The sequence below is a fragment of the Amycolatopsis sp. NPDC031561 genome (assembly GCF_055580625.1).
In genome coordinates, this window is sequence record NZ_JBVILA010000002.1 from 685350 (window position 1) to 700590 (window position 15241).

Below are 15241 nucleotides of genomic sequence, written 5' to 3' on the forward strand. Positions count from 1 at the left end.
AACAAGGAAGCTAGCGATGAACGCCCAGAACGACGTGGCCGAGGCATTGCCGACGGCTTACGCGCGGGCTCGCTTCGTCCGGGACTCACCTACCAAGGTGCGCCGGGTGATCGAGCTGATCAAGGGACGTAGCGCCGCCGACGCCTTGGCCGTGCTCCAGTTCGCCCCGCAGGCGGCAAGCGAGCCGGTCGCGAAGGTGCTCGCCAGCGCCGTGGCCAACGCCGAAAACAACCTCGATCTCGACCCGGACACCCTCTGGGTCAAGAACGCCTACGCCGACGAGGGCCCGACCCTCAAGCGCATCCGTCCGCGGGCCCAGGGCCGCGCGTACCGGATCCGCAAGCGGACCAGCCACATCACCGTCGAGGTGGAGTCGCGTCCCAAGGCCGAGGCCAAGAAGGCACAGGGCAAGAAGAAGGCAGGTGGCCGGTAGTGGGCCAGAAGATCAACCCGCACGGCTTCCGCCTGGGTATCACCACGGACTGGAAGTCGCGTTGGTACGCCGACAAGCAGTACGCGGAGTACGTGGCCGAGGACGTCAAGATCCGGAAGCTGCTGTCCACGGGCATGGAGCGCGCCGGGATCTCCAAGGTCGAGATCGAGCGCACCCGTGACCGTGTCCGCGTCGACATCCACACCGCACGGCCGGGCATCGTCATCGGCCGTCGTGGTGCGGAAGCCGACCGGATCCGCGGCGCGCTGGAGAAGCTGACCGCCAAGCAGGTCCAGCTGAACATCCTCGAGGTCAAGAACCCCGAGGCCGACGCCCAGCTCGTCGCTCAGGGTGTCGCGGAGCAGCTGAGCAACCGTGTGGCGTTCCGCCGCGCGATGCGCAAGGCGATCCAGACCTCCATGCGTTCGCCGCAGGTCAAGGGCATCCGCGTGCAGTGCGGCGGTCGTCTCGGCGGTGCCGAGATGTCCCGCTCCGAGCACTACCGCGATGGCCGCGTCCCGCTGCACACGCTGCGTGCCGACATCGACTACGGCTTCTTCGAGGCCAAGACGACGTTCGGTCGCATCGGCGTGAAGGTGTGGATCTACAAGGGCGAGCTCGTGGGTGGACTCAAGGCTCGTGAGGCGCGCGACGCCGCCGCGGCCGCCGAGCGTGCCCCGCGCCGTGACCGTGGTGACCGCCCGACCCGCCCGCGCCGTTCCGGTGCGTCGGGTACGACGCCGACCTCGACCGAAGCCGGTCGGGCCGCTGCCGCCGCCAAGAGCGACGACACCGCCCCCGCGGCCACCGAGGCCCCGGCTGCTGAGACTGCAGAAAAGACGGAGGGCTGACACGTGCTCATCCCGCGCAGGGTCAAGCACCGGAAGCAGCACTCCCCGAAGCGCCACGGTGCCGCCAAGGGCGGTACGAAGGTCAGCTTCGGCGAGTACGGCATCCAGGCGCTTGAGCACAGCTACGTGACCAACAGGCAGATCGAGTCCGCTCGTATCGCCATGACGCGTCACATCAAGCGTGGCGGCAAGGTGTGGACGACCATCTACCCGGACCGCCCGCTGACCAAGAAGCCGGCGGAAACCCGCATGGGTTCCGGTAAGGGTTCGCCCGAGTGGTGGATCGCCAACGTGAAGCCGGGCCGCGTCATGTTCGAGATCTCGTTCCCGAACGAGGAGACCGCCCGTGAGGCGCTCCGTCGCGCGATCCACAAGCTGCCCATGAAGTGCCGCATCGTTACCCGTGAAGGTGGTGAGTTCTGATGGCGAAGGCTGGTATCGCCCAGACGTCGGAGCTTCGTGAGCTCACCGCGGAAGAGCTTGTCCTGCGTCTGAAGGAATACAAGGAGGAGCTTTTCAACCTCCGCTTCCAGATGGCGACCGGACAGCTCGACAACAACCGCCGTCTGCGTACCGTCCGTACGGACATCGCGCGGATCTACACGGTCATGCGCGAGCGTGAACTCGGCCTGTCCGTTTCCCCTGACGCCGAGAGTGAAGGTGCCGCATGAGCGAGCAGCCCACCGAGGCGGCCGGCCGCAACGACCGCAAGGTCCGTGAGGGCTATGTCGTCTCGGACAAGATGAACAAGACGATCGTGGTCGAGCTCGAGGACCGCAAGAAGCACCGCCGTTACGCCAAGGTTCTCCGCAGCACCAAGAAGGTCAAGGTGCACGACGAGAACAACGAGGCGGGCACGGGCGACAAGGTCACCTTGATGGAGACCCGCCCGCTGTCGGCGACCAAGCGCTGGCGTCTGGTGCAGATCGTGGAGAAGGCCAAGTAAGTAGGGCTCTTTTTGAGTCCCTTAGTTCCGCAAGGCTCGCGCTGAAACATCGAAAGATGGACGCGAGAACCAGCGCGACATACAGGAGTTGACGTGATCCAGCAGGAGTCGCGGCTTCGGGTTGCCGACAACACGGGCGCGAAGGAAATCCTTTGCATCCGCGTTCTCGGCGGTTCGGGGCGGCGCTACGCGGGTATCGGCGACATCATCGTCGCCACCGTGAAGGACGCCATGCCGGCTGCCGGCGTGAAGAAGGGTGACGTCGTCAAGGCGGTCATCGTTCGCACGCGCAAGGAGCGCCGTCGTCCGGACGGTTCTTACATCCGCTTCGACGAGAACGCTGCTGTGCTCATCAAGAACGACAATGAGCCCCGTGGCACCCGCATCTTCGGCCCGGTGGGCCGCGAGCTGCGCGACCGAAAGTTCATGAAGATCATTTCGCTCGCGCCGGAGGTGTTGTAGAGCATGAAGGTGAAGAAGGGCGACACGGTCGTCGTCGTCGCCGGCAAGGACAAGGGCGCCAAGGGCAAGGTCATTCAGGCCTACCCCGAGCGCGAGCGTGTGCTGGTCGAGGGCGTGAACCGGATCAAGAAGCACACCCGGATCTCCCAGACCCAGCGTGGCGCGCAGTCCGGTGGCATCGTCACCCAGGAGGCGCCCATCCACGTGTCGAACGTGATGGTCGTCGACTCCGACGGCAAGCCGACCCGGGTGGGCTACCGCATCGGCGAGGACGGCAAGAAGGTCCGGGTCTCGCGCCGTAACGGTAAGGACATCTGATCATGACCACCGCAGAGAAGATCGCCCCGCGCCTCAAGGTGCGGTACCGCGAGGAGATCAAGGGACAGCTCCAGGAGGAGTTCTCCTTCGAGAACGTCCACCAGATCCCGGGCGTCGTCAAGGTCGTCGTGAACATGGGTGTCGGTGACGCCGCCCGTGACAGCAAGCTGATCGAAGGCGCCATCAAGGACCTGGCCGCGATCACCGGGCAGAAGCCCGAGGTTCGCAAGGCCCGCAAGTCCATCGCGCAGTTCAAGCTGCGTGAGGGCCAGCCGATCGGTGCGCGCGTCACGCTGCGCAACGACCGGATGTGGGAGTTCCTCGACCGGCTGCTGACCATCGCGCTGCCGCGTATCCGTGACTTCCGCGGGCTTTCGCCGAAGCAGTTCGACGGCAACGGCAACTACACGTTCGGTCTCAACGAGCAGTCGATGTTCCACGAGATCGATCCGGACGCCATCGACCGCCCGCGCGGTATGGACGTCACTGTCGTCACCACCGCCAACACCGACGACGAGGGTCGCGCGCTGCTTCGCAAGCTCGGCTTCCCGTTCAAGGAGAACTGAGTCGATGGCCAAGAAAGCACTGGTCCACAAGGCCGCGAAGACGCCGAAGTTCAAGGTGCGCGGTTACACGCGCTGCCAGCGGTGCGGTCGCCCGCACTCGGTGTTCCGCAAGTTCGGGCTCTGCCGGATCTGCCTTCGCGAGATGGCACACGCGGGCGAGCTGCCCGGCGTCCGCAAGTCCAGCTGGTAAGAGTCTTTTAACTCCCACTTCGCCACAGGCCCCGCACGCTCTGCTCATCCGGGCAGGGCTTCGGGGAACCAGACGAGAAAGGTTGACAGGTCACCATGACGATGACCGACCCCATCGCAGACTTCTTGACCCGTCTGCGTAACGCGAACTCGGCCTACCACGACGAGGTCGTGCTTCCCCACTCGAAGATCAAGGCGAACATCGCCGAGATCCTCAAGCGCGAGGGCTACATCGCGAGCTACCGCGACGAGCCGGGCGAGAAGCACAAGAACCTCATCGTGGAGCTGAAGTACGGCCCCAACCGTGAGCGCAGCATCGCCGGCCTCCGCCGCGTGTCCAAGCCCGGCCTGCGGGTCTACGCAAAATCGACCGAACTGCCGAACGTTCTCGGTGGCCTCGGCGTCGCGATCATCTCGACGTCCTCCGGGCTCCAGACCGACCGTCAGGCCAAGCGCAACAGCGTGGGCGGCGAAGTCCTCGCCTACGTCTGGTAAGGAAGGGGGCACAGACATGTCACGCATCGGAAAGCTGCCGGTCGCCGTCCCCTCCGGGGTCGAGGTGACCATCGAAGGTCAGCAGATCAAGGTCAAGGGGCCCAAGGGCACCCTTGAACACACCATCGCCGAGCCGATCACCGTGGAGCGCGCCGAAGACGGCACGCTGCAGGTGAAGCGTCCCGACGAGGAGCGCACCAGCCGTGCCCTGCACGGTCTCACCCGGACGCTGGTCAACAACCTCGTCGTCGGTGTGACCGCGGGCTACGAGAAGAAGCTTGAGATCCACGGTGTCGGTTACCGCGTGCAGGCCAAGGGTTCGGACCTCGAGTTCGCCCTCGGCTACAGCCACCCGGTGAAGATCGAAGCCCCGGAAGGCATCACCTTCAAGGTCGAGACCCCCACCCGGTTCTCGGTCTCGGGCATCGACAAGCAGAAGGTCGGCCAGATCTCCGCGGTCATCCGCAAGCTGCGCCGCCCGGACCCGTACAAGGGCAAGGGCCTGCGCTACGAGGGTGAGAAAATCCGCCGCAAGGTCGGAAAGACGGGTAAGTGATCATGAGCGACACGACTACGAAGCGCAAGCCGGTCGGCAAGGACATTTCGACCCGCCGCCGCGTCGCGAAGGCCCGTCGGCACTTCCGCCTTCGCAAGAAGATCAACGGCACGGACCAGCGTCCGCGCCTGGTCGTCAAGCGTTCGTCGCGGCACATCGCCGTGCAGCTGATCGACGACCTCGCCGGCAAGACCCTGGCGTCGGCGTCCACCCTCGAGGCGGACGTCCGTGCCCTGGACGGCGACAAGAAGGCCAAGGCCGCCAAGGTCGGGGAACTCGTCGCCGCCCGCGCCAAGAACGCCGGTGTCTCGACCGTGGTGTTCGACCGTGGTGGCAACGCCTACCACGGCCGCATCGCCGCGCTCGCCGACGCCGCGCGTGAAGCGGGGTTGGAATTCTGATGCAGATGCTCGTGAATGGAAGGAAAGCCTGATGCCGGGACGTACACGGCAATTCGGCGGCGGCCAGGGCGGACCCGGCGGGCAGGGCGGCAACGACCGCAATGAACGCCGCGGTGGCGGCCGGGATCGTCGCGACAGCGGTCGTGGCGGGGCCGGCCAGGACAAGACCCCGCACCTCGAGAAGGTCGTGACGATCAACCGCGTCGCCAAGGTCGTCAAGGGTGGTCGTCGCTTCAGCTTCACCGCCCTGGTGGTCGTCGGTGACGGCGACGGTCAGGTCGGCGTCGGCTACGGCAAGGCCAAGGAAGTTCCCGCGGCCATCGCCAAGGGCGTCGAGGAAGCGAAGAAGAACTTCTTCCGCGTTCCCCGCGTCGGTGGCACCATTCCCCACCCCATCCAGGGTGAGGAAGCCGCCGGTGTCGTGCTGCTGCGTCCGGCTTCCGCCGGTACCGGTGTCATCGCCGGTGGTCCGGTCCGCGCGGTGCTGGAGTGCGCGGGTGTCCACGACGTGCTGTCGAAGTCTCTCGGCTCCGACAACGCGATCAACATCGTGCACGCGACCGTGGCGGCCCTGAAGGGTCTGCAGCGTCCCGAAGAGGTCGCGGCCCGCCGCGGTCTCCCGCTCGAGGACGTCGCTCCCGCTCGGATGCTGCGTCAGCGTGCGGGCCAGGGGGTCTGACATGACTCAGCTCAAGGTGACCCAGGTCAAGAGCAAGATCGGCACGAAGCACAACCACCGTGAATCGCTGCGCACCCTCGGGCTGCGCAAGATCCGGCAGAGTGTCGTGCGTGAAGACACCCCCCAGGTTCGCGGCCTCATCCACACGGTCCGCCACCTGGTGGAGGTCGAGGAGGTCAAGGCATGACTGCCATCAAGATCCACCACCTTCGTCCGGCTCCGGGCGCGAAGCGCGAGAAGATGCGCGTCGGCCGTGGTGAGGGCTCGAAGGGCAAGACCGCCGGTCGCGGTACCAAGGGCACCAAGGCCCGGAAGAACGTGCCCGCCGGTTTCGAGGGTGGGCAGATGCCCATCCACATGCGGCTCCCGAAGCTTCGCGGCTTCAAGAACCGCTTCCGCACCGAGTACCAGCCGGTGAACCTGGGCGACATCGCCCGCGTTTTCCCGGACGGTGGCAAGGTCGGCAATGAGGAGCTCGTCGCGAAGGGTCTTGTTCGCAAGAACAAGCTCGTGAAGGTGCTCGGCAACGGTGACGTGAACGGCGTCAAGCTGGACGTCACCGCCGATGCTTTCTCCGGCTCCGCCAAGGAGAAGCTCTCCGCCGCCGGTGGCTCCGCCACCACGCTCTGAGCTTTCTTCGCTCGCTTCACCGAAAGGCCCGCCCGGCTCCGCCCGGCGGGCCTTTCGCTTGCGCTCGCTCGGTCACACGCCTTCGCTCCGCTCGGCTGGGCTCCACCGGCGCGACTTTCGCGGGCTGATCGTCATCCGGTCCGTTCTCCCTGGCCCTCCCGTGGACTTGCGTTTCGCGGGCTAATCGCGATCCGCGGGCCCAGACCGTCGGCGCGACTTTCGCGGGCTAACCGCGATCCGGTGGTCGCCCAGGTGCCCAAGGCTCAGATCGCGTTTAGCCCGCTAAAGGCGCAAGCGCCGGTCGTGGCGGCTGCGGGCCTGACCTGGGAGGATCGCAAGGTGGACACACCTTCCGGGCAGGAACGGCAGCCCTTCCAGCAGCAGCCGGACGTCCCGCCGACGGTCGTGTCGGTGCCCGGTCCCGAGGACGTCGTGGGCACCCCCGCGCGGTACGACCGGCCCGAGCCGCGCCGGCTGGTCGCGGCAGGCCTCGCCGCCCTGGCGCTGGTCTTGACCCTTCTCGGCTGTCTCTTCCCGCTCTTCCGGTCGCAACACCGAACCGACTTCGATCCAGGCCAGAGCTTCGAGTTGGTGACGGTGCAGAGCGCGTGGGGGTCGGATGTCATCCAGATGGGAGAGACCTTCAGGCTCTCGTCGACGCCTGTCGGTTTCCCTTTGCTGGTCTCCGCACTCTTACTCCTGGCCGCCGTCATCGTCAGCGCGCGGGCGGCCTATATGTGTCCAGTGAGAGCACTCGACCGATGGCTGACCACCGCCGCGGCGCTGTTCCTCGCCGGCGTAGTGGTGACCATAGGAATGCTGGGCATCGGGATAGGAATCGGGCCGAGAATCGAGTCGACGACGACGCTCGAAGCGGGGATGTGGGCCCTCTTCGCCGCTGTCGCTGCCTCAGCATGCGCCGCGGCCATGAGTCACCGCGTCGAGGAGGCCCAAGTCCCGCTGAGCGACGACCCGAGTCTCGCGGACATGCCCACACCCAAGGACGGCATCTCCATCACGGTGCTCCCGCCGGAGCCGCGGCCCGAGCCGCCGCCGGACTACTCGGCCTTCGCTCCTCCGCCGGATCCCGGCCCGAAAGAGCGCGATTAGCCCGCTAAACGCGCTCGCCTCGGCCGATACGGTGGGGGAGGAGGTAGCCGATGACTTGGGTGATGGTCTTTTTCGGGGCGGCGGTGCTCGTGGCTTTTACGCCAGGGGCGAACAATCTGCTCGGCCTGCACCACGGCATGACCCAAGGGGCGTGGAAAGGGCTCGCCGGGCTGTTAGGCCGATTGGCCGCGTTCACCGTGTTGATCGCGGCCGTCGCCGCAGGGCTCGGACAGCTCCTCGCCGCCTCTGAACTTGCACTCACGGTGATCAAATGGGCAGGTGTCGCCTATCTGCTTTGGATCGGCGGACGGCTGTTGTGGTCGACGTTCCGCGGCGACCGGACCGCGCTGGTCCAGGAAGCCCGGGGCACCGAATCCGTACCGGCTCTGCGGATCGCGAGGAAGGAATTCGTCGTCGCGATCACGAACCCGAAGGCGATCCTCATCTTCACCGCGTTCGTGCCCCAGTTCATCGACGCAGTTCACGGCTCCTTTTCCGGCCAGATCGCGATCCTCGGCGCCGTCTACCTGCTCGCCGAATTCGTCGCGGGCGCGACCTACATCGGCGCCGGCACGCTCGTGAAGTCGCTTCGGCTGTCCCGCCGGGCCACCCGCAACGTCGACCGCGGTACCGGAGCCGTGCTCCTCGGTATGGCGGGCGCCCTCGCCGCTTCGAGCTCCTGAACCCACTCCCTGATCACGGTGCGTTTAGCCCCCTAATCGCGATCTGGTGGGGCCCGGAAAGCAAGGTACGACAGGGCGTTCTGTCAAGGTTCCGGAGCAAGATGCGGAAGTCGATCAACCCTGCGGACCAACCTTCGTTCGGAAAACCCACACGCACTGCGGACACGCCCTGTGAAGCTGTTAGAGTCGGCGACACGCTTCGGGACGAGTGTGCCCCGAAGCGTTCCTGGCTTGTGCCAGAAAGCTGTGTGTTCCCGCCGGCCCCAGGTCGGCCAAGCCGATCGTCGGTAAGACAGCCGACGACGCCGAGGAGGTCCCCCGCGTGCTCAGCGCCTTCCGCTCGGCTCTCGCGACGCCGGATCTACGTAAGAAGATCCTGTTCACGCTAGCCATCGTCGCGGTCTACCGAATCGGTGCCACCATTCCGGCCCCGGGCATCTCGTACTCCGCCGTCCAGCAATGTACGGAGACCGGGTCGCAGGAGGGCGTCTATCAGCTGCTGAACCTGTTCAGCGGCGGTGCGCTGCTGCAGCTCTCGCTGTTCTCGACCGGCATCATGCCGTACATCACGGCGAGCATCATCGTCCAGCTTCTCACCGTGGTCATCCCGCGGTTCGAGGAACTGAAGAAGGAAGGCCAGGCCGGTCAGGGCAAGCTGACCCAGTACACCCGGTACCTGACGATCGCGCTCGCGATCCTGCAGGCCACGGGTGTGGTGGCGCTCGCCGACCGCAAGCAGCTCTTCCCGCAGTGCGAAACCGCGATCATCCCGGACAACAGCGTCTACACGCTGGCCATCATCGTCGTCACGATGACCGCCGGTACCGCCGTCATGATGTGGCTGGGTGAGCTGATCACCGAGCGCGGCGTCGGCAACGGCATGTCCGTCCTGATCTTCCTGAACATCGCGGCCCGGATCCCGATCGAGGGTGGCAACATCCTCAGCAGCGCCGGCCCGGTGGTCTTCACCTTGATCTGCGTGTTCGGCCTGGTGATCATCGCCAGCGTCATCTTCGTCGAGCAGGGCCAGCGCCGGATCCCGGTGCAGTACGCCAAGCGCATGATCGGCCGCCGCATGTACGGCGGAACCTCGACTTACCTGCCGATCAAGGTGAACCAGGCCGGTGTCATCCCGGTCATCTTCGCCTCGTCGCTGCTCTACCTGCCGGACCTGATCGCCCGCCTCGTCGGCGACGCCAACAGCAACTCCGGCTGGCAGGTCTTCATCCAGAACTACATCGTCAACCAGTCCAGTTGGGCGCACGTCCTGCTGTACTTCGCGTTGATCATCTTCTTCACGTACTTCTACATCACGATCACGTTCAACGTGGACGAGCGTGCGGAAGAGATGAAGAAGTTCGGTGGTTTCATCCCGGGTATCCGCCCGGGGCGTCCCACCGCGGAATACCTCAGCTACGTCCTCGGCCGGATCACCCTGCCGGGCTCGCTGTACCTGGGCATCATCGCGATCCTTCCGAACTTCTTCTTGTCCGTCACCGGTAGCGGGAACAACCAGAACTTCCCGTTCGGTGGCACGGCTGTGCTGATCATGGTCGGTGTCGGTCTCGACACCGTGAAGCAGATCGAAAGCCAGCTGATGCAACGTAACTACGAAGGGTTCTTGAAGTGACGCGCCTGGTTCTCGTTGGCCCTCCTGGCGCGGGCAAAGGTACTCAGGCGGTAGCACTGTCGGAGAAGCTCCGGATCCCGCACATCTCGACCGGCGATCTGTTCCGCGCCCACGTGGGCGAGCAGACGCCGCTGGGCCAGGAGGCCAAGCGCTACCTGGATTCCGGCGAACTCGTGCCCGACTCGGTCACGAACGAGATGGTCCGGGAGCGCCTCGCCGAGCCCGACGCCAAGGTCGGCTTCCTGCTGGACGGGTTCCCCCGGAACACGAAGCAGGCGGACGTCCTCGGCGAGATCCTCGGCGAGGTCGACACCGAGCTGAACGCGGTCATCCAGCTCCAGGTCTCCGAAGACGTCGTCGTCGAGCGGCTGCTGTCCCGCGGCCGCTCGGACGACACCGAAGAGGTCATTCGCCGCCGTCAGCAGATCTACGTGTCCGAGACGGCTCCGCTGCTCGAGTACTACGCGGAAATCCTCGTCACGGTCGACGGCGTCGGCTCGGTCGACGAGATCTCCGCCCGCGTGCTGGAAGCGCTGCGCGACCGCACGTGAACCTCGGAGGACTGCGTGTACTGCAACGGCTTCGCCGTGGGCGCATGATCGAAATCAAGACCCCGGGTGAGATCCAGGCGATGCGGGCCGCCGGCCTGGTCGTCTGGCGCACCCTCACCGCGGTGCGCGAGATCGCCAAGCCGGGGGCGACCACGGCCGACCTCGACGAGCTCGCCGAGCAGACGATCCGCGACGCCGGCGCGGTGCCCTCGTTCAAGGGCTACCACGGCTTCCCGGCGTCGATCTGCGCTTCGGTGAACGAGCAGATCGTCCACGGCATCCCCTCGAAGACGCAGGTCCTGAACGACGGCGACATCATCTCCGTCGACTGTGGCGCGATCCTCGACGGCTGGCACGGCGACTCCGCGGTCACCCTCGCGATCGGTGAGGTGTCGAAGGCGGATCTGGCGCTTTCGGCGGCCACCGAGGCCGCGATGTGGGCGGGGATCGCCGCGGTGGCTGCCGGTGGCCGGCTCACGGACATCTCGTACGCCGTGCAGACCGCGGCCGAGAAGGCAGGCCGGGACGACGGCGTCGAGTACGGGATGATCGTCGAATACGGCGGTCACGGGATCGGGCGCCAGATGCACATGGACCCCTTCCTGCCGAACCTGGGCAAGCCGGGCAAGGGCCCGCGGCTCAAGACCGGGATGGCGCTCGCGATCGAGCCCATGCTGACCGGTGGCGGCGGTGAGACCGTCGAACTCGAGGACGGCTGGACCGTCGTGACCGCGGACGGCTCGCGGGCCTCGCACTGGGAACACACCGTCGCCATCACCGATGACGGCCCGTGGGTGCTGACAGCCCCCGAAGACGCCTGATCCCCGCGGCACCGGATCGCGTTTAGCCCGCTAAACGCAAGTGGCCCCCGGATCGCGATTTGCCCGCTGAACGCGAGTCCGCCCGCTGGCCGGCGCAGTGCCGAGCCCCGCCGATGAGGCGCCCGGGTGTTGGCCTCATCGGGTGCACCTCGCCCGCCGAGCGCGCCAGGTCACAGGCCTGCCGGAGCGCGATTTGCCCGCTAAACGCACGTCGGCGAAGGCGTACGATGGTTGAGGTCGCCACCGGTGGGCTCACGGGTCACCTAACACGGTTACCCCCCGTTTGGGGCTCACGACACGGGTTGCGTACACTGTCAAGTCGGTGTACTCATCGCGCCCGGATCCTGCGCGCTCGTGAATTCTCGCGAACGGACATTGGACCCGAGGTGGAGTGTGCCGAAGCACCACCCAGCCAAGCACTCAAGCTCTGACTGATAACACAGCGTAGCGACAGGAAATGCGGAGGACATGGGCAAGAAAGACGGGGCCATCGAGGTCGAAGGCCGCGTAGTCGAGCCGCTCCCCAACGCGATGTTCCGCGTCGAGTTGGAGAACGGCCACAAGGTCCTTGCACACATCAGCGGCAAGATGCGGCAGCACTACATCCGCATCCTGCCCGAGGACAGGGTTGTCGTGGAGCTCTCGCCCTACGACTTGTCTCGTGGTCGCATCGTCTACCGCTACAAGTGATCACGACGAGTTAGCACAAGCAGGAGAGCAGGAGACGTGAAGGTCCAGCCGAGCGTCAAGAAGATCTGCGACAAGTGCAAGGTGATCCGCCGTCACGGCCGGATCATGGTGATCTGCGAAAACCTGCGGCACAAGCAGCGGCAGGGCTGATCACTCGCACTCGTTCAGAGTGGATTGACGGCTACACAATCTCCCCGCACCTGCCGGGCCGTGTGAACGGCCCGGTTCACCCCCGGACTTCAGGCCGGGGCCGGGACACCCGAAGCGCGAGCCAAGGGCACGACAGGCGAGTCGGTCCCGGGACCGGACGGGGAGCAGACCTGAAGACGAATTCTATGAAGGAGCATCAACGCCAATGGCACGACTCGCTGGCGTAGACCTCCCCCGCGAAAAGCGGTTGGAGATCGCGCTGACTTACATCTACGGCATCGGCCGTACCCGCTCGAAGCAGCTCGTCGCGGCTGCCGAGCTCAACGCGGACACTCGCGTCAAGGATCTGAGCGATGACGACCTCGCCAAGCTGCGGGTCTACATCGAAGAGAACTTCAAGGTCGAGGGTGACCTTCGCCGTGAGGTGAACGCCGACATCCGTCGGAAGATCGAGATCGGGTGCTACGAGGGCCTTCGCTGGCGTCGCGGACTGCCCGTCCGTGGTCAGCGCACCAAGACCAACGCCCGCACCCGCAAGGGTCCGAAGAAGACGGTCGCCGGCAAGAAGAAGGCTGGCAAGAAGTGAGCGTCCAGGGCAAGAAGGTCGTGCAGATGGGCGGCGTCCGCCGTCGTGGCTCGGCTTGTGTCTCGCCCAAGGCGCTCTACGCCCGCCCGATGGCGCTCCGCAACCTGTACACCGACGCCGGATCGATCATCCGTCGCGGCCAGGCCGAAGCGGTCGCCGCTCACCAAGAGAACGCGCGCTAACAGGAGAACCCTCAGAACATGCCACCGAAGTCTCGTACTGCGGCGGGGGCCAAGAAGGTCCGCCGCAAGGAAAAGAAGAATGTCGCGCATGGCCACGCGCACATCAAGAGCACCTTCAACAACACCATCGTCTCGATCACGGACCCCACCGGTGCCGTGATCGCGTGGGCGTCGAGTGGTCACGTGGGCTTCAAGGGCTCGCGTAAGTCCACCCCGTTCGCCGCGCAGATGGCCGCCGAGAACGCCGCCCGCAAGGCTGCCGAACACGGCATGAAGAAGGTCGACGTTTTCGTGAAGGGCCCGGGTTCGGGCCGCGAGACGGCGATCCGCTCGCTGCAGGCGGCCGGCCTCGAGGTCGGCACCATCCAGGACGTGACCCCGCAGCCTCACAACGGCTGCCGCCCGCCCAAGCGGCGCCGGGTCTGAGGAACGGGGAGGAGTAAGAAGAAATGGCTCGTTACACCGGCCCCGCGACGCGTATTTCGCGTCGCCTCAAGGTTGACCTCATCGGCGGCGACCAGGCTTTCGAGCGTCGCCCCTACCCGCCGGGCCAGCACGGCCGCGGGCGCATCAAGGAGTCCGAGTACCTCCTGCAGTCGCAGGAGAAGCAGAAGGCTCGCTACACCTACGGCGTTCTCGAGCGTCAGTTCGTCCGGTACTACAAGGAAGCCGTCCGGCGTCCGGGTAAGACCGGTGAGAACCTGCTGCAGATCCTCGAGTCCCGTCTGGACAACGTGATCTACCGCGCCGGTATCGCCCGCACCCGCCGTCAGGCGCGTCAGCTGGTGAGCCACGGTCACTTCGTGGTCAACGGCGTCAAGGTCAACGTGCCCTCGTTCCAGGTCAGCAAGTGGGACATCATCGACGTGCGGCCGAAGTCGTTCGCGATGCTGCCCTTCGTCGCTGCCAAGGAGTCGTTCGGCGAACGTCCCGTTCCCGCGTGGCTCCAGGTTGTTCCGTCCAACCTCCGTGTGCTGGTCCACCAGCTCCCGGAGCGCGCTCAGATCGACGTTCCGGTTCAGGAACAGCTGATCGTCGAGCTCTACTCGAAGTGATCCATCACCGGGCCGGAGATCCTCCGGCCCGGTATGGGTTCGCGCGGCGGCGCTCGGAATGCGCCGCCGCGTCGCCATCCCTTTCGGTGTCATATGGCGGGCGCCGTTTGGAAAGGAAATAGGAAAGATGCTGATTTCCCAGCGACCGGCTCTCGGCGAAGAGACGGTCAACGAGACCCGCTCCCGGTTCACCATCGAACCGCTGGAGCCCGGCTTCGGCTACACGCTCGGCAACTCGCTGCGTCGTACGCTGCTGTCGTCCATTCCGGGCGCGGCCGTGACGAGCATCCGCATCGACGGCGTGCTGCACGAGTTCACCACCGTTCCCGGGGTGAAGGAAGACGTCACCGACATCATCCTGAACCTCAAGGAGCTCGTGGTCTCCTCGGAAGAGGACGAGCCGGTCACCATGTACCTGCGCAAGCAGGGCCCCGGTGAGGTCACCGCTGCCGACATCGTGCCCCCGGCCGGTGTCACCGTGCACAACCCGGATCTGCACATCGCGTCGCTGAACGGCAAGGGCAAGCTCGAGATCGAGCTCGTCGTCGAGCGCGGCCGCGGTTACGTTCCGGCCCTGCAGAACAAGCAGGCGGGCGCGGAGATCGGCCGGATCCCGGTCGACTCCATCTACTCCCCGGTGCTGAAGGTGACCTACAAGGTCGAGGCCACCCGTGTCGAGCAGCGCACCGACTTCGACAAGCTGATCCTGGACGTGGAGACGAAGCCGTCGATCACGCCGCGGGACGCTGTCGCGTCGGCCGGTAAGACGCTGGTGGAACTGTTCGGTCTCGCGCGCGAGCTGAACGTCGACGCCGAAGGCATCGAGATCGGCCCGTCGCCGCAGGAGGCGGACACCATCGCCGCCTACGCGATGCCGATCGAGGACCTGGACCTCACCGTCCGGTCGTACAACTGCCTCAAGCGCGAGGGCATCCACACCGTCGGCGAACTGGTCTCGCGCAGCGAGGCCGACCTGCTGGACATCCGCAACTTCGGCGCGAAGTCGATCGACGAGGTCAAGCTCAAGCTCGTCGGTCTCGGCCTCGCGCTGAAGGACAGCCCGCCCGGGTTCGACCCGACCGCGGCCGCGGCCAGCTACGACGGTGAAGGCTGGTCCGAGGGCGTCGACAGCATCACGGACGGAATTTCGGACAACGGCCACGACGATGGCCAGGACTACGCAGAGACGGAGCAGCTGTAAGGCCAGCTTCGGCTCCCTCACCGGTAGGGGTGGGGGAGCCCCGGCCTCCAGCTGTG

General features: G+C 65.9%; 27 protein-coding genes. All 27 read left to right on the forward strand.

All coding sequences use genetic code 11. The features are described 5' to 3' along the window. The first annotated feature begins 16 nt into the window (after positions 1–16). The 27 genes from rplV (at position 17) to ACZ5IK_RS09060 (ending at position 15185) form a co-directional block, all read left to right on the forward strand. Complete coding sequence (rplV, locus tag ACZ5IK_RS08930) at positions 17–433, forward strand: 50S ribosomal protein L22 (RefSeq protein WP_005166780.1); 417 nt, start codon at positions 17–19, stop codon at positions 431–433. Further along, the gene (rpsC, locus tag ACZ5IK_RS08935) at positions 433–1284 is read left to right on the forward strand and encodes a 30S ribosomal protein S3 (protein ID WP_101612169.1); all 852 of its coding nucleotides are present in this window, start codon (positions 433–435) and stop codon (positions 1282–1284) included. The genes rplV and rpsC overlap by 1 nt, the downstream gene beginning before the upstream one ends. A gap of 3 nt (positions 1285–1287) precedes the next feature. Further along, positions 1288–1707, forward strand: coding sequence for a 50S ribosomal protein L16 (rplP, locus tag ACZ5IK_RS08940; RefSeq protein ID WP_004558864.1), 420 nt, complete (start codon positions 1288–1290; stop codon positions 1705–1707). Continuing rightward, the gene (gene rpmC, locus ACZ5IK_RS08945; protein ID WP_076163005.1) at positions 1707–1955 is read left to right on the forward strand and encodes a 50S ribosomal protein L29; all 249 of its coding nucleotides are present in this window, start codon (positions 1707–1709) and stop codon (positions 1953–1955) included. The genes rplP and rpmC overlap by 1 nt, the downstream gene beginning before the upstream one ends. Further along, a complete protein-coding gene (gene rpsQ / locus ACZ5IK_RS08950) occupies positions 1952–2230 on the forward strand; it encodes a 30S ribosomal protein S17 (RefSeq protein ID WP_101612170.1) in 279 nt (92 codons plus the stop codon). The genes rpmC and rpsQ overlap by 4 nt, the downstream gene beginning before the upstream one ends. A gap of 93 nt (positions 2231–2323) precedes the next feature. Beyond that, positions 2324–2692 carry a 50S ribosomal protein L14 gene (gene rplN, locus ACZ5IK_RS08955; protein ID WP_005166785.1) on the forward strand — a complete coding sequence of 123 codons (369 nt, stop codon included), beginning with the start codon at positions 2324–2326 and terminating at the stop codon, positions 2690–2692. A 3-nt stretch (positions 2693–2695) separates the two neighbouring features. Next, positions 2696–3010, forward strand: coding sequence for a 50S ribosomal protein L24 (gene rplX / locus ACZ5IK_RS08960; RefSeq protein ID WP_076163007.1), 315 nt, complete (start codon positions 2696–2698; stop codon positions 3008–3010). A gap of 2 nt (positions 3011–3012) precedes the next feature. Continuing rightward, a complete protein-coding gene (rplE, locus tag ACZ5IK_RS08965) occupies positions 3013–3576 on the forward strand; it encodes a 50S ribosomal protein L5 (protein ID WP_101612171.1) in 564 nt (187 codons plus the stop codon). Positions 3577–3580: 4 nt separating this feature from the next. Further along, positions 3581–3766, forward strand: a complete 186-nt coding sequence (locus ACZ5IK_RS08970) for a type Z 30S ribosomal protein S14 (protein ID WP_005166789.1) — start codon at positions 3581–3583, stop codon at positions 3764–3766. 95 nt (positions 3767–3861) lie between these two features. Next, complete coding sequence (gene rpsH, locus ACZ5IK_RS08975; RefSeq protein ID WP_101612172.1) at positions 3862–4260, forward strand: 30S ribosomal protein S8; 399 nt, start codon at positions 3862–3864, stop codon at positions 4258–4260. Positions 4261–4276: 16 nt separating this feature from the next. Continuing rightward, positions 4277–4816, forward strand: a complete 540-nt coding sequence (gene rplF, locus ACZ5IK_RS08980) for a 50S ribosomal protein L6 (protein WP_465487217.1) — start codon at positions 4277–4279, stop codon at positions 4814–4816. Positions 4817–4818: 2 nt separating this feature from the next. Beyond that, on the forward strand, positions 4819–5217 hold the full coding sequence (gene rplR / locus ACZ5IK_RS08985) for a 50S ribosomal protein L18 (RefSeq protein ID WP_076163415.1): 399 nt from the start codon (positions 4819–4821) through the stop codon (positions 5215–5217). Positions 5218–5248: 31 nt separating this feature from the next. Then, the gene (gene rpsE / locus ACZ5IK_RS08990) at positions 5249–5896 is read left to right on the forward strand and encodes a 30S ribosomal protein S5 (protein WP_076163010.1); all 648 of its coding nucleotides are present in this window, start codon (positions 5249–5251) and stop codon (positions 5894–5896) included. 1 nt (position 5897) lies between these two features. Beyond that, the gene (rpmD, locus tag ACZ5IK_RS08995; RefSeq protein ID WP_076163011.1) at positions 5898–6083 is read left to right on the forward strand and encodes a 50S ribosomal protein L30; all 186 of its coding nucleotides are present in this window, start codon (positions 5898–5900) and stop codon (positions 6081–6083) included. After that, positions 6080–6526, forward strand: coding sequence for a 50S ribosomal protein L15 (rplO, locus tag ACZ5IK_RS09000; protein WP_101612174.1), 447 nt, complete (start codon positions 6080–6082; stop codon positions 6524–6526). Before rpmD ends, rplO begins: the two co-directional genes overlap by 4 nt. 339 nt (positions 6527–6865) lie before the next feature. Continuing rightward, positions 6866–7636, forward strand: a complete 771-nt coding sequence (locus ACZ5IK_RS09005; protein WP_465487218.1) for a hypothetical protein — start codon at positions 6866–6868, stop codon at positions 7634–7636. Positions 7637–7686: 50 nt separating this feature from the next. Continuing rightward, the gene (locus tag ACZ5IK_RS09010; RefSeq protein ID WP_465487219.1) at positions 7687–8319 is read left to right on the forward strand and encodes a LysE family translocator; all 633 of its coding nucleotides are present in this window, start codon (positions 7687–7689) and stop codon (positions 8317–8319) included. A 322-nt stretch (positions 8320–8641) separates the two neighbouring features. After that, the gene (gene secY / locus ACZ5IK_RS09015) at positions 8642–9949 is read left to right on the forward strand and encodes a preprotein translocase subunit SecY (protein ID WP_101612176.1); all 1308 of its coding nucleotides are present in this window, start codon (positions 8642–8644) and stop codon (positions 9947–9949) included. Beyond that, positions 9946–10500: an adenylate kinase gene (locus ACZ5IK_RS09020; RefSeq protein WP_101612177.1), complete on the forward strand. Its 555-nt coding sequence runs from the start codon at positions 9946–9948 to the stop codon at positions 10498–10500. The genes secY and ACZ5IK_RS09020 overlap by 4 nt, the downstream gene beginning before the upstream one ends. A gap of 44 nt (positions 10501–10544) precedes the next feature. Beyond that, positions 10545–11321, forward strand: a complete 777-nt coding sequence (gene map / locus ACZ5IK_RS09025; RefSeq protein WP_101612178.1) for a type I methionyl aminopeptidase — start codon at positions 10545–10547, stop codon at positions 11319–11321. Positions 11322–11789: 468 nt separating this feature from the next. After that, positions 11790–12011 carry a translation initiation factor IF-1 gene (gene infA / locus ACZ5IK_RS09030; RefSeq protein ID WP_005166804.1) on the forward strand — a complete coding sequence of 74 codons (222 nt, stop codon included), beginning with the start codon at positions 11790–11792 and terminating at the stop codon, positions 12009–12011. A gap of 36 nt (positions 12012–12047) precedes the next feature. Continuing rightward, positions 12048–12161 carry a 50S ribosomal protein L36 gene (gene rpmJ / locus ACZ5IK_RS09035; RefSeq protein ID WP_004558882.1) on the forward strand — a complete coding sequence of 38 codons (114 nt, stop codon included), beginning with the start codon at positions 12048–12050 and terminating at the stop codon, positions 12159–12161. Positions 12162–12366: 205 nt separating this feature from the next. Next, a complete protein-coding gene (gene rpsM, locus ACZ5IK_RS09040; RefSeq protein WP_101612179.1) occupies positions 12367–12747 on the forward strand; it encodes a 30S ribosomal protein S13 in 381 nt (126 codons plus the stop codon). Continuing rightward, positions 12744–12929 (forward strand): hypothetical protein, encoded by a 186-nt coding sequence (locus tag ACZ5IK_RS09045; RefSeq protein ID WP_034304268.1) that lies wholly within the window; start codon positions 12744–12746, stop codon positions 12927–12929. The genes rpsM and ACZ5IK_RS09045 overlap by 4 nt, the downstream gene beginning before the upstream one ends. 18 nt (positions 12930–12947) lie before the next feature. Then, positions 12948–13355 carry a 30S ribosomal protein S11 gene (gene rpsK, locus ACZ5IK_RS09050; protein ID WP_004558885.1) on the forward strand — a complete coding sequence of 136 codons (408 nt, stop codon included), beginning with the start codon at positions 12948–12950 and terminating at the stop codon, positions 13353–13355. A gap of 23 nt (positions 13356–13378) precedes the next feature. Continuing rightward, positions 13379–13984 (forward strand): 30S ribosomal protein S4, encoded by a 606-nt coding sequence (rpsD, locus tag ACZ5IK_RS09055; protein WP_184899070.1) that lies wholly within the window; start codon positions 13379–13381, stop codon positions 13982–13984. Positions 13985–14111: 127 nt separating this feature from the next. After that, on the forward strand, positions 14112–15185 hold the full coding sequence (locus ACZ5IK_RS09060) for a DNA-directed RNA polymerase subunit alpha (RefSeq protein WP_005166811.1): 1074 nt from the start codon (positions 14112–14114) through the stop codon (positions 15183–15185). Positions 15186–15241 lie beyond the last annotated feature (56 nt).

Excerpts from the sequence above, each read along its gene's own strand:
- rplV (WP_005166780.1), top strand. The coding sequence starts at position 17 with ATGAACGCCCAGAACGACGTGGCCGAGGCATTGCCGACGGCTTACGCG.
- rpmC (WP_076163005.1), top strand. The coding sequence starts at position 1,707 with ATGGCGAAGGCTGGTATCGCCCAGACGTCGGAGCTTCGTGAGCTCACC.
- rpsQ (WP_101612170.1), top strand. The coding sequence starts at position 1,952 with ATGAGCGAGCAGCCCACCGAGGCGGCCGGCCGCAACGACCGCAAGGTC.
- rplX (WP_076163007.1), top strand. The coding sequence starts at position 2,696 with ATGAAGGTGAAGAAGGGCGACACGGTCGTCGTCGTCGCCGGCAAGGAC.
- rplE (WP_101612171.1), top strand. The coding sequence starts at position 3,013 with ATGACCACCGCAGAGAAGATCGCCCCGCGCCTCAAGGTGCGGTACCGC.
- ACZ5IK_RS08970 (WP_005166789.1), top strand. The coding sequence starts at position 3,581 with ATGGCCAAGAAAGCACTGGTCCACAAGGCCGCGAAGACGCCGAAGTTC.
- rpsH (WP_101612172.1), top strand. The coding sequence starts at position 3,862 with ATGACGATGACCGACCCCATCGCAGACTTCTTGACCCGTCTGCGTAAC.
- rplF (WP_465487217.1), top strand. The coding sequence starts at position 4,277 with ATGTCACGCATCGGAAAGCTGCCGGTCGCCGTCCCCTCCGGGGTCGAG.
- rplR (WP_076163415.1), top strand. The coding sequence starts at position 4,819 with ATGAGCGACACGACTACGAAGCGCAAGCCGGTCGGCAAGGACATTTCG.
- rpsE (WP_076163010.1), top strand. The coding sequence starts at position 5,249 with ATGCCGGGACGTACACGGCAATTCGGCGGCGGCCAGGGCGGACCCGGC.
- rpmD (WP_076163011.1), top strand. The coding sequence starts at position 5,898 with ATGACTCAGCTCAAGGTGACCCAGGTCAAGAGCAAGATCGGCACGAAG.
- rplO (WP_101612174.1), top strand. The coding sequence starts at position 6,080 with ATGACTGCCATCAAGATCCACCACCTTCGTCCGGCTCCGGGCGCGAAG.
- ACZ5IK_RS09010 (WP_465487219.1), top strand. The coding sequence starts at position 7,687 with ATGACTTGGGTGATGGTCTTTTTCGGGGCGGCGGTGCTCGTGGCTTTT.
- map (WP_101612178.1), top strand. The coding sequence starts at position 10,545 with ATGATCGAAATCAAGACCCCGGGTGAGATCCAGGCGATGCGGGCCGCC.
- infA (WP_005166804.1), top strand. The coding sequence starts at position 11,790 with ATGGGCAAGAAAGACGGGGCCATCGAGGTCGAAGGCCGCGTAGTCGAG.
- rpsM (WP_101612179.1), top strand. The coding sequence starts at position 12,367 with ATGGCACGACTCGCTGGCGTAGACCTCCCCCGCGAAAAGCGGTTGGAG.
- rpsK (WP_004558885.1), top strand. The coding sequence starts at position 12,948 with ATGCCACCGAAGTCTCGTACTGCGGCGGGGGCCAAGAAGGTCCGCCGC.
- rpsD (WP_184899070.1), top strand. The coding sequence starts at position 13,379 with ATGGCTCGTTACACCGGCCCCGCGACGCGTATTTCGCGTCGCCTCAAG.
- ACZ5IK_RS09060 (WP_005166811.1), top strand. The coding sequence starts at position 14,112 with ATGCTGATTTCCCAGCGACCGGCTCTCGGCGAAGAGACGGTCAACGAG.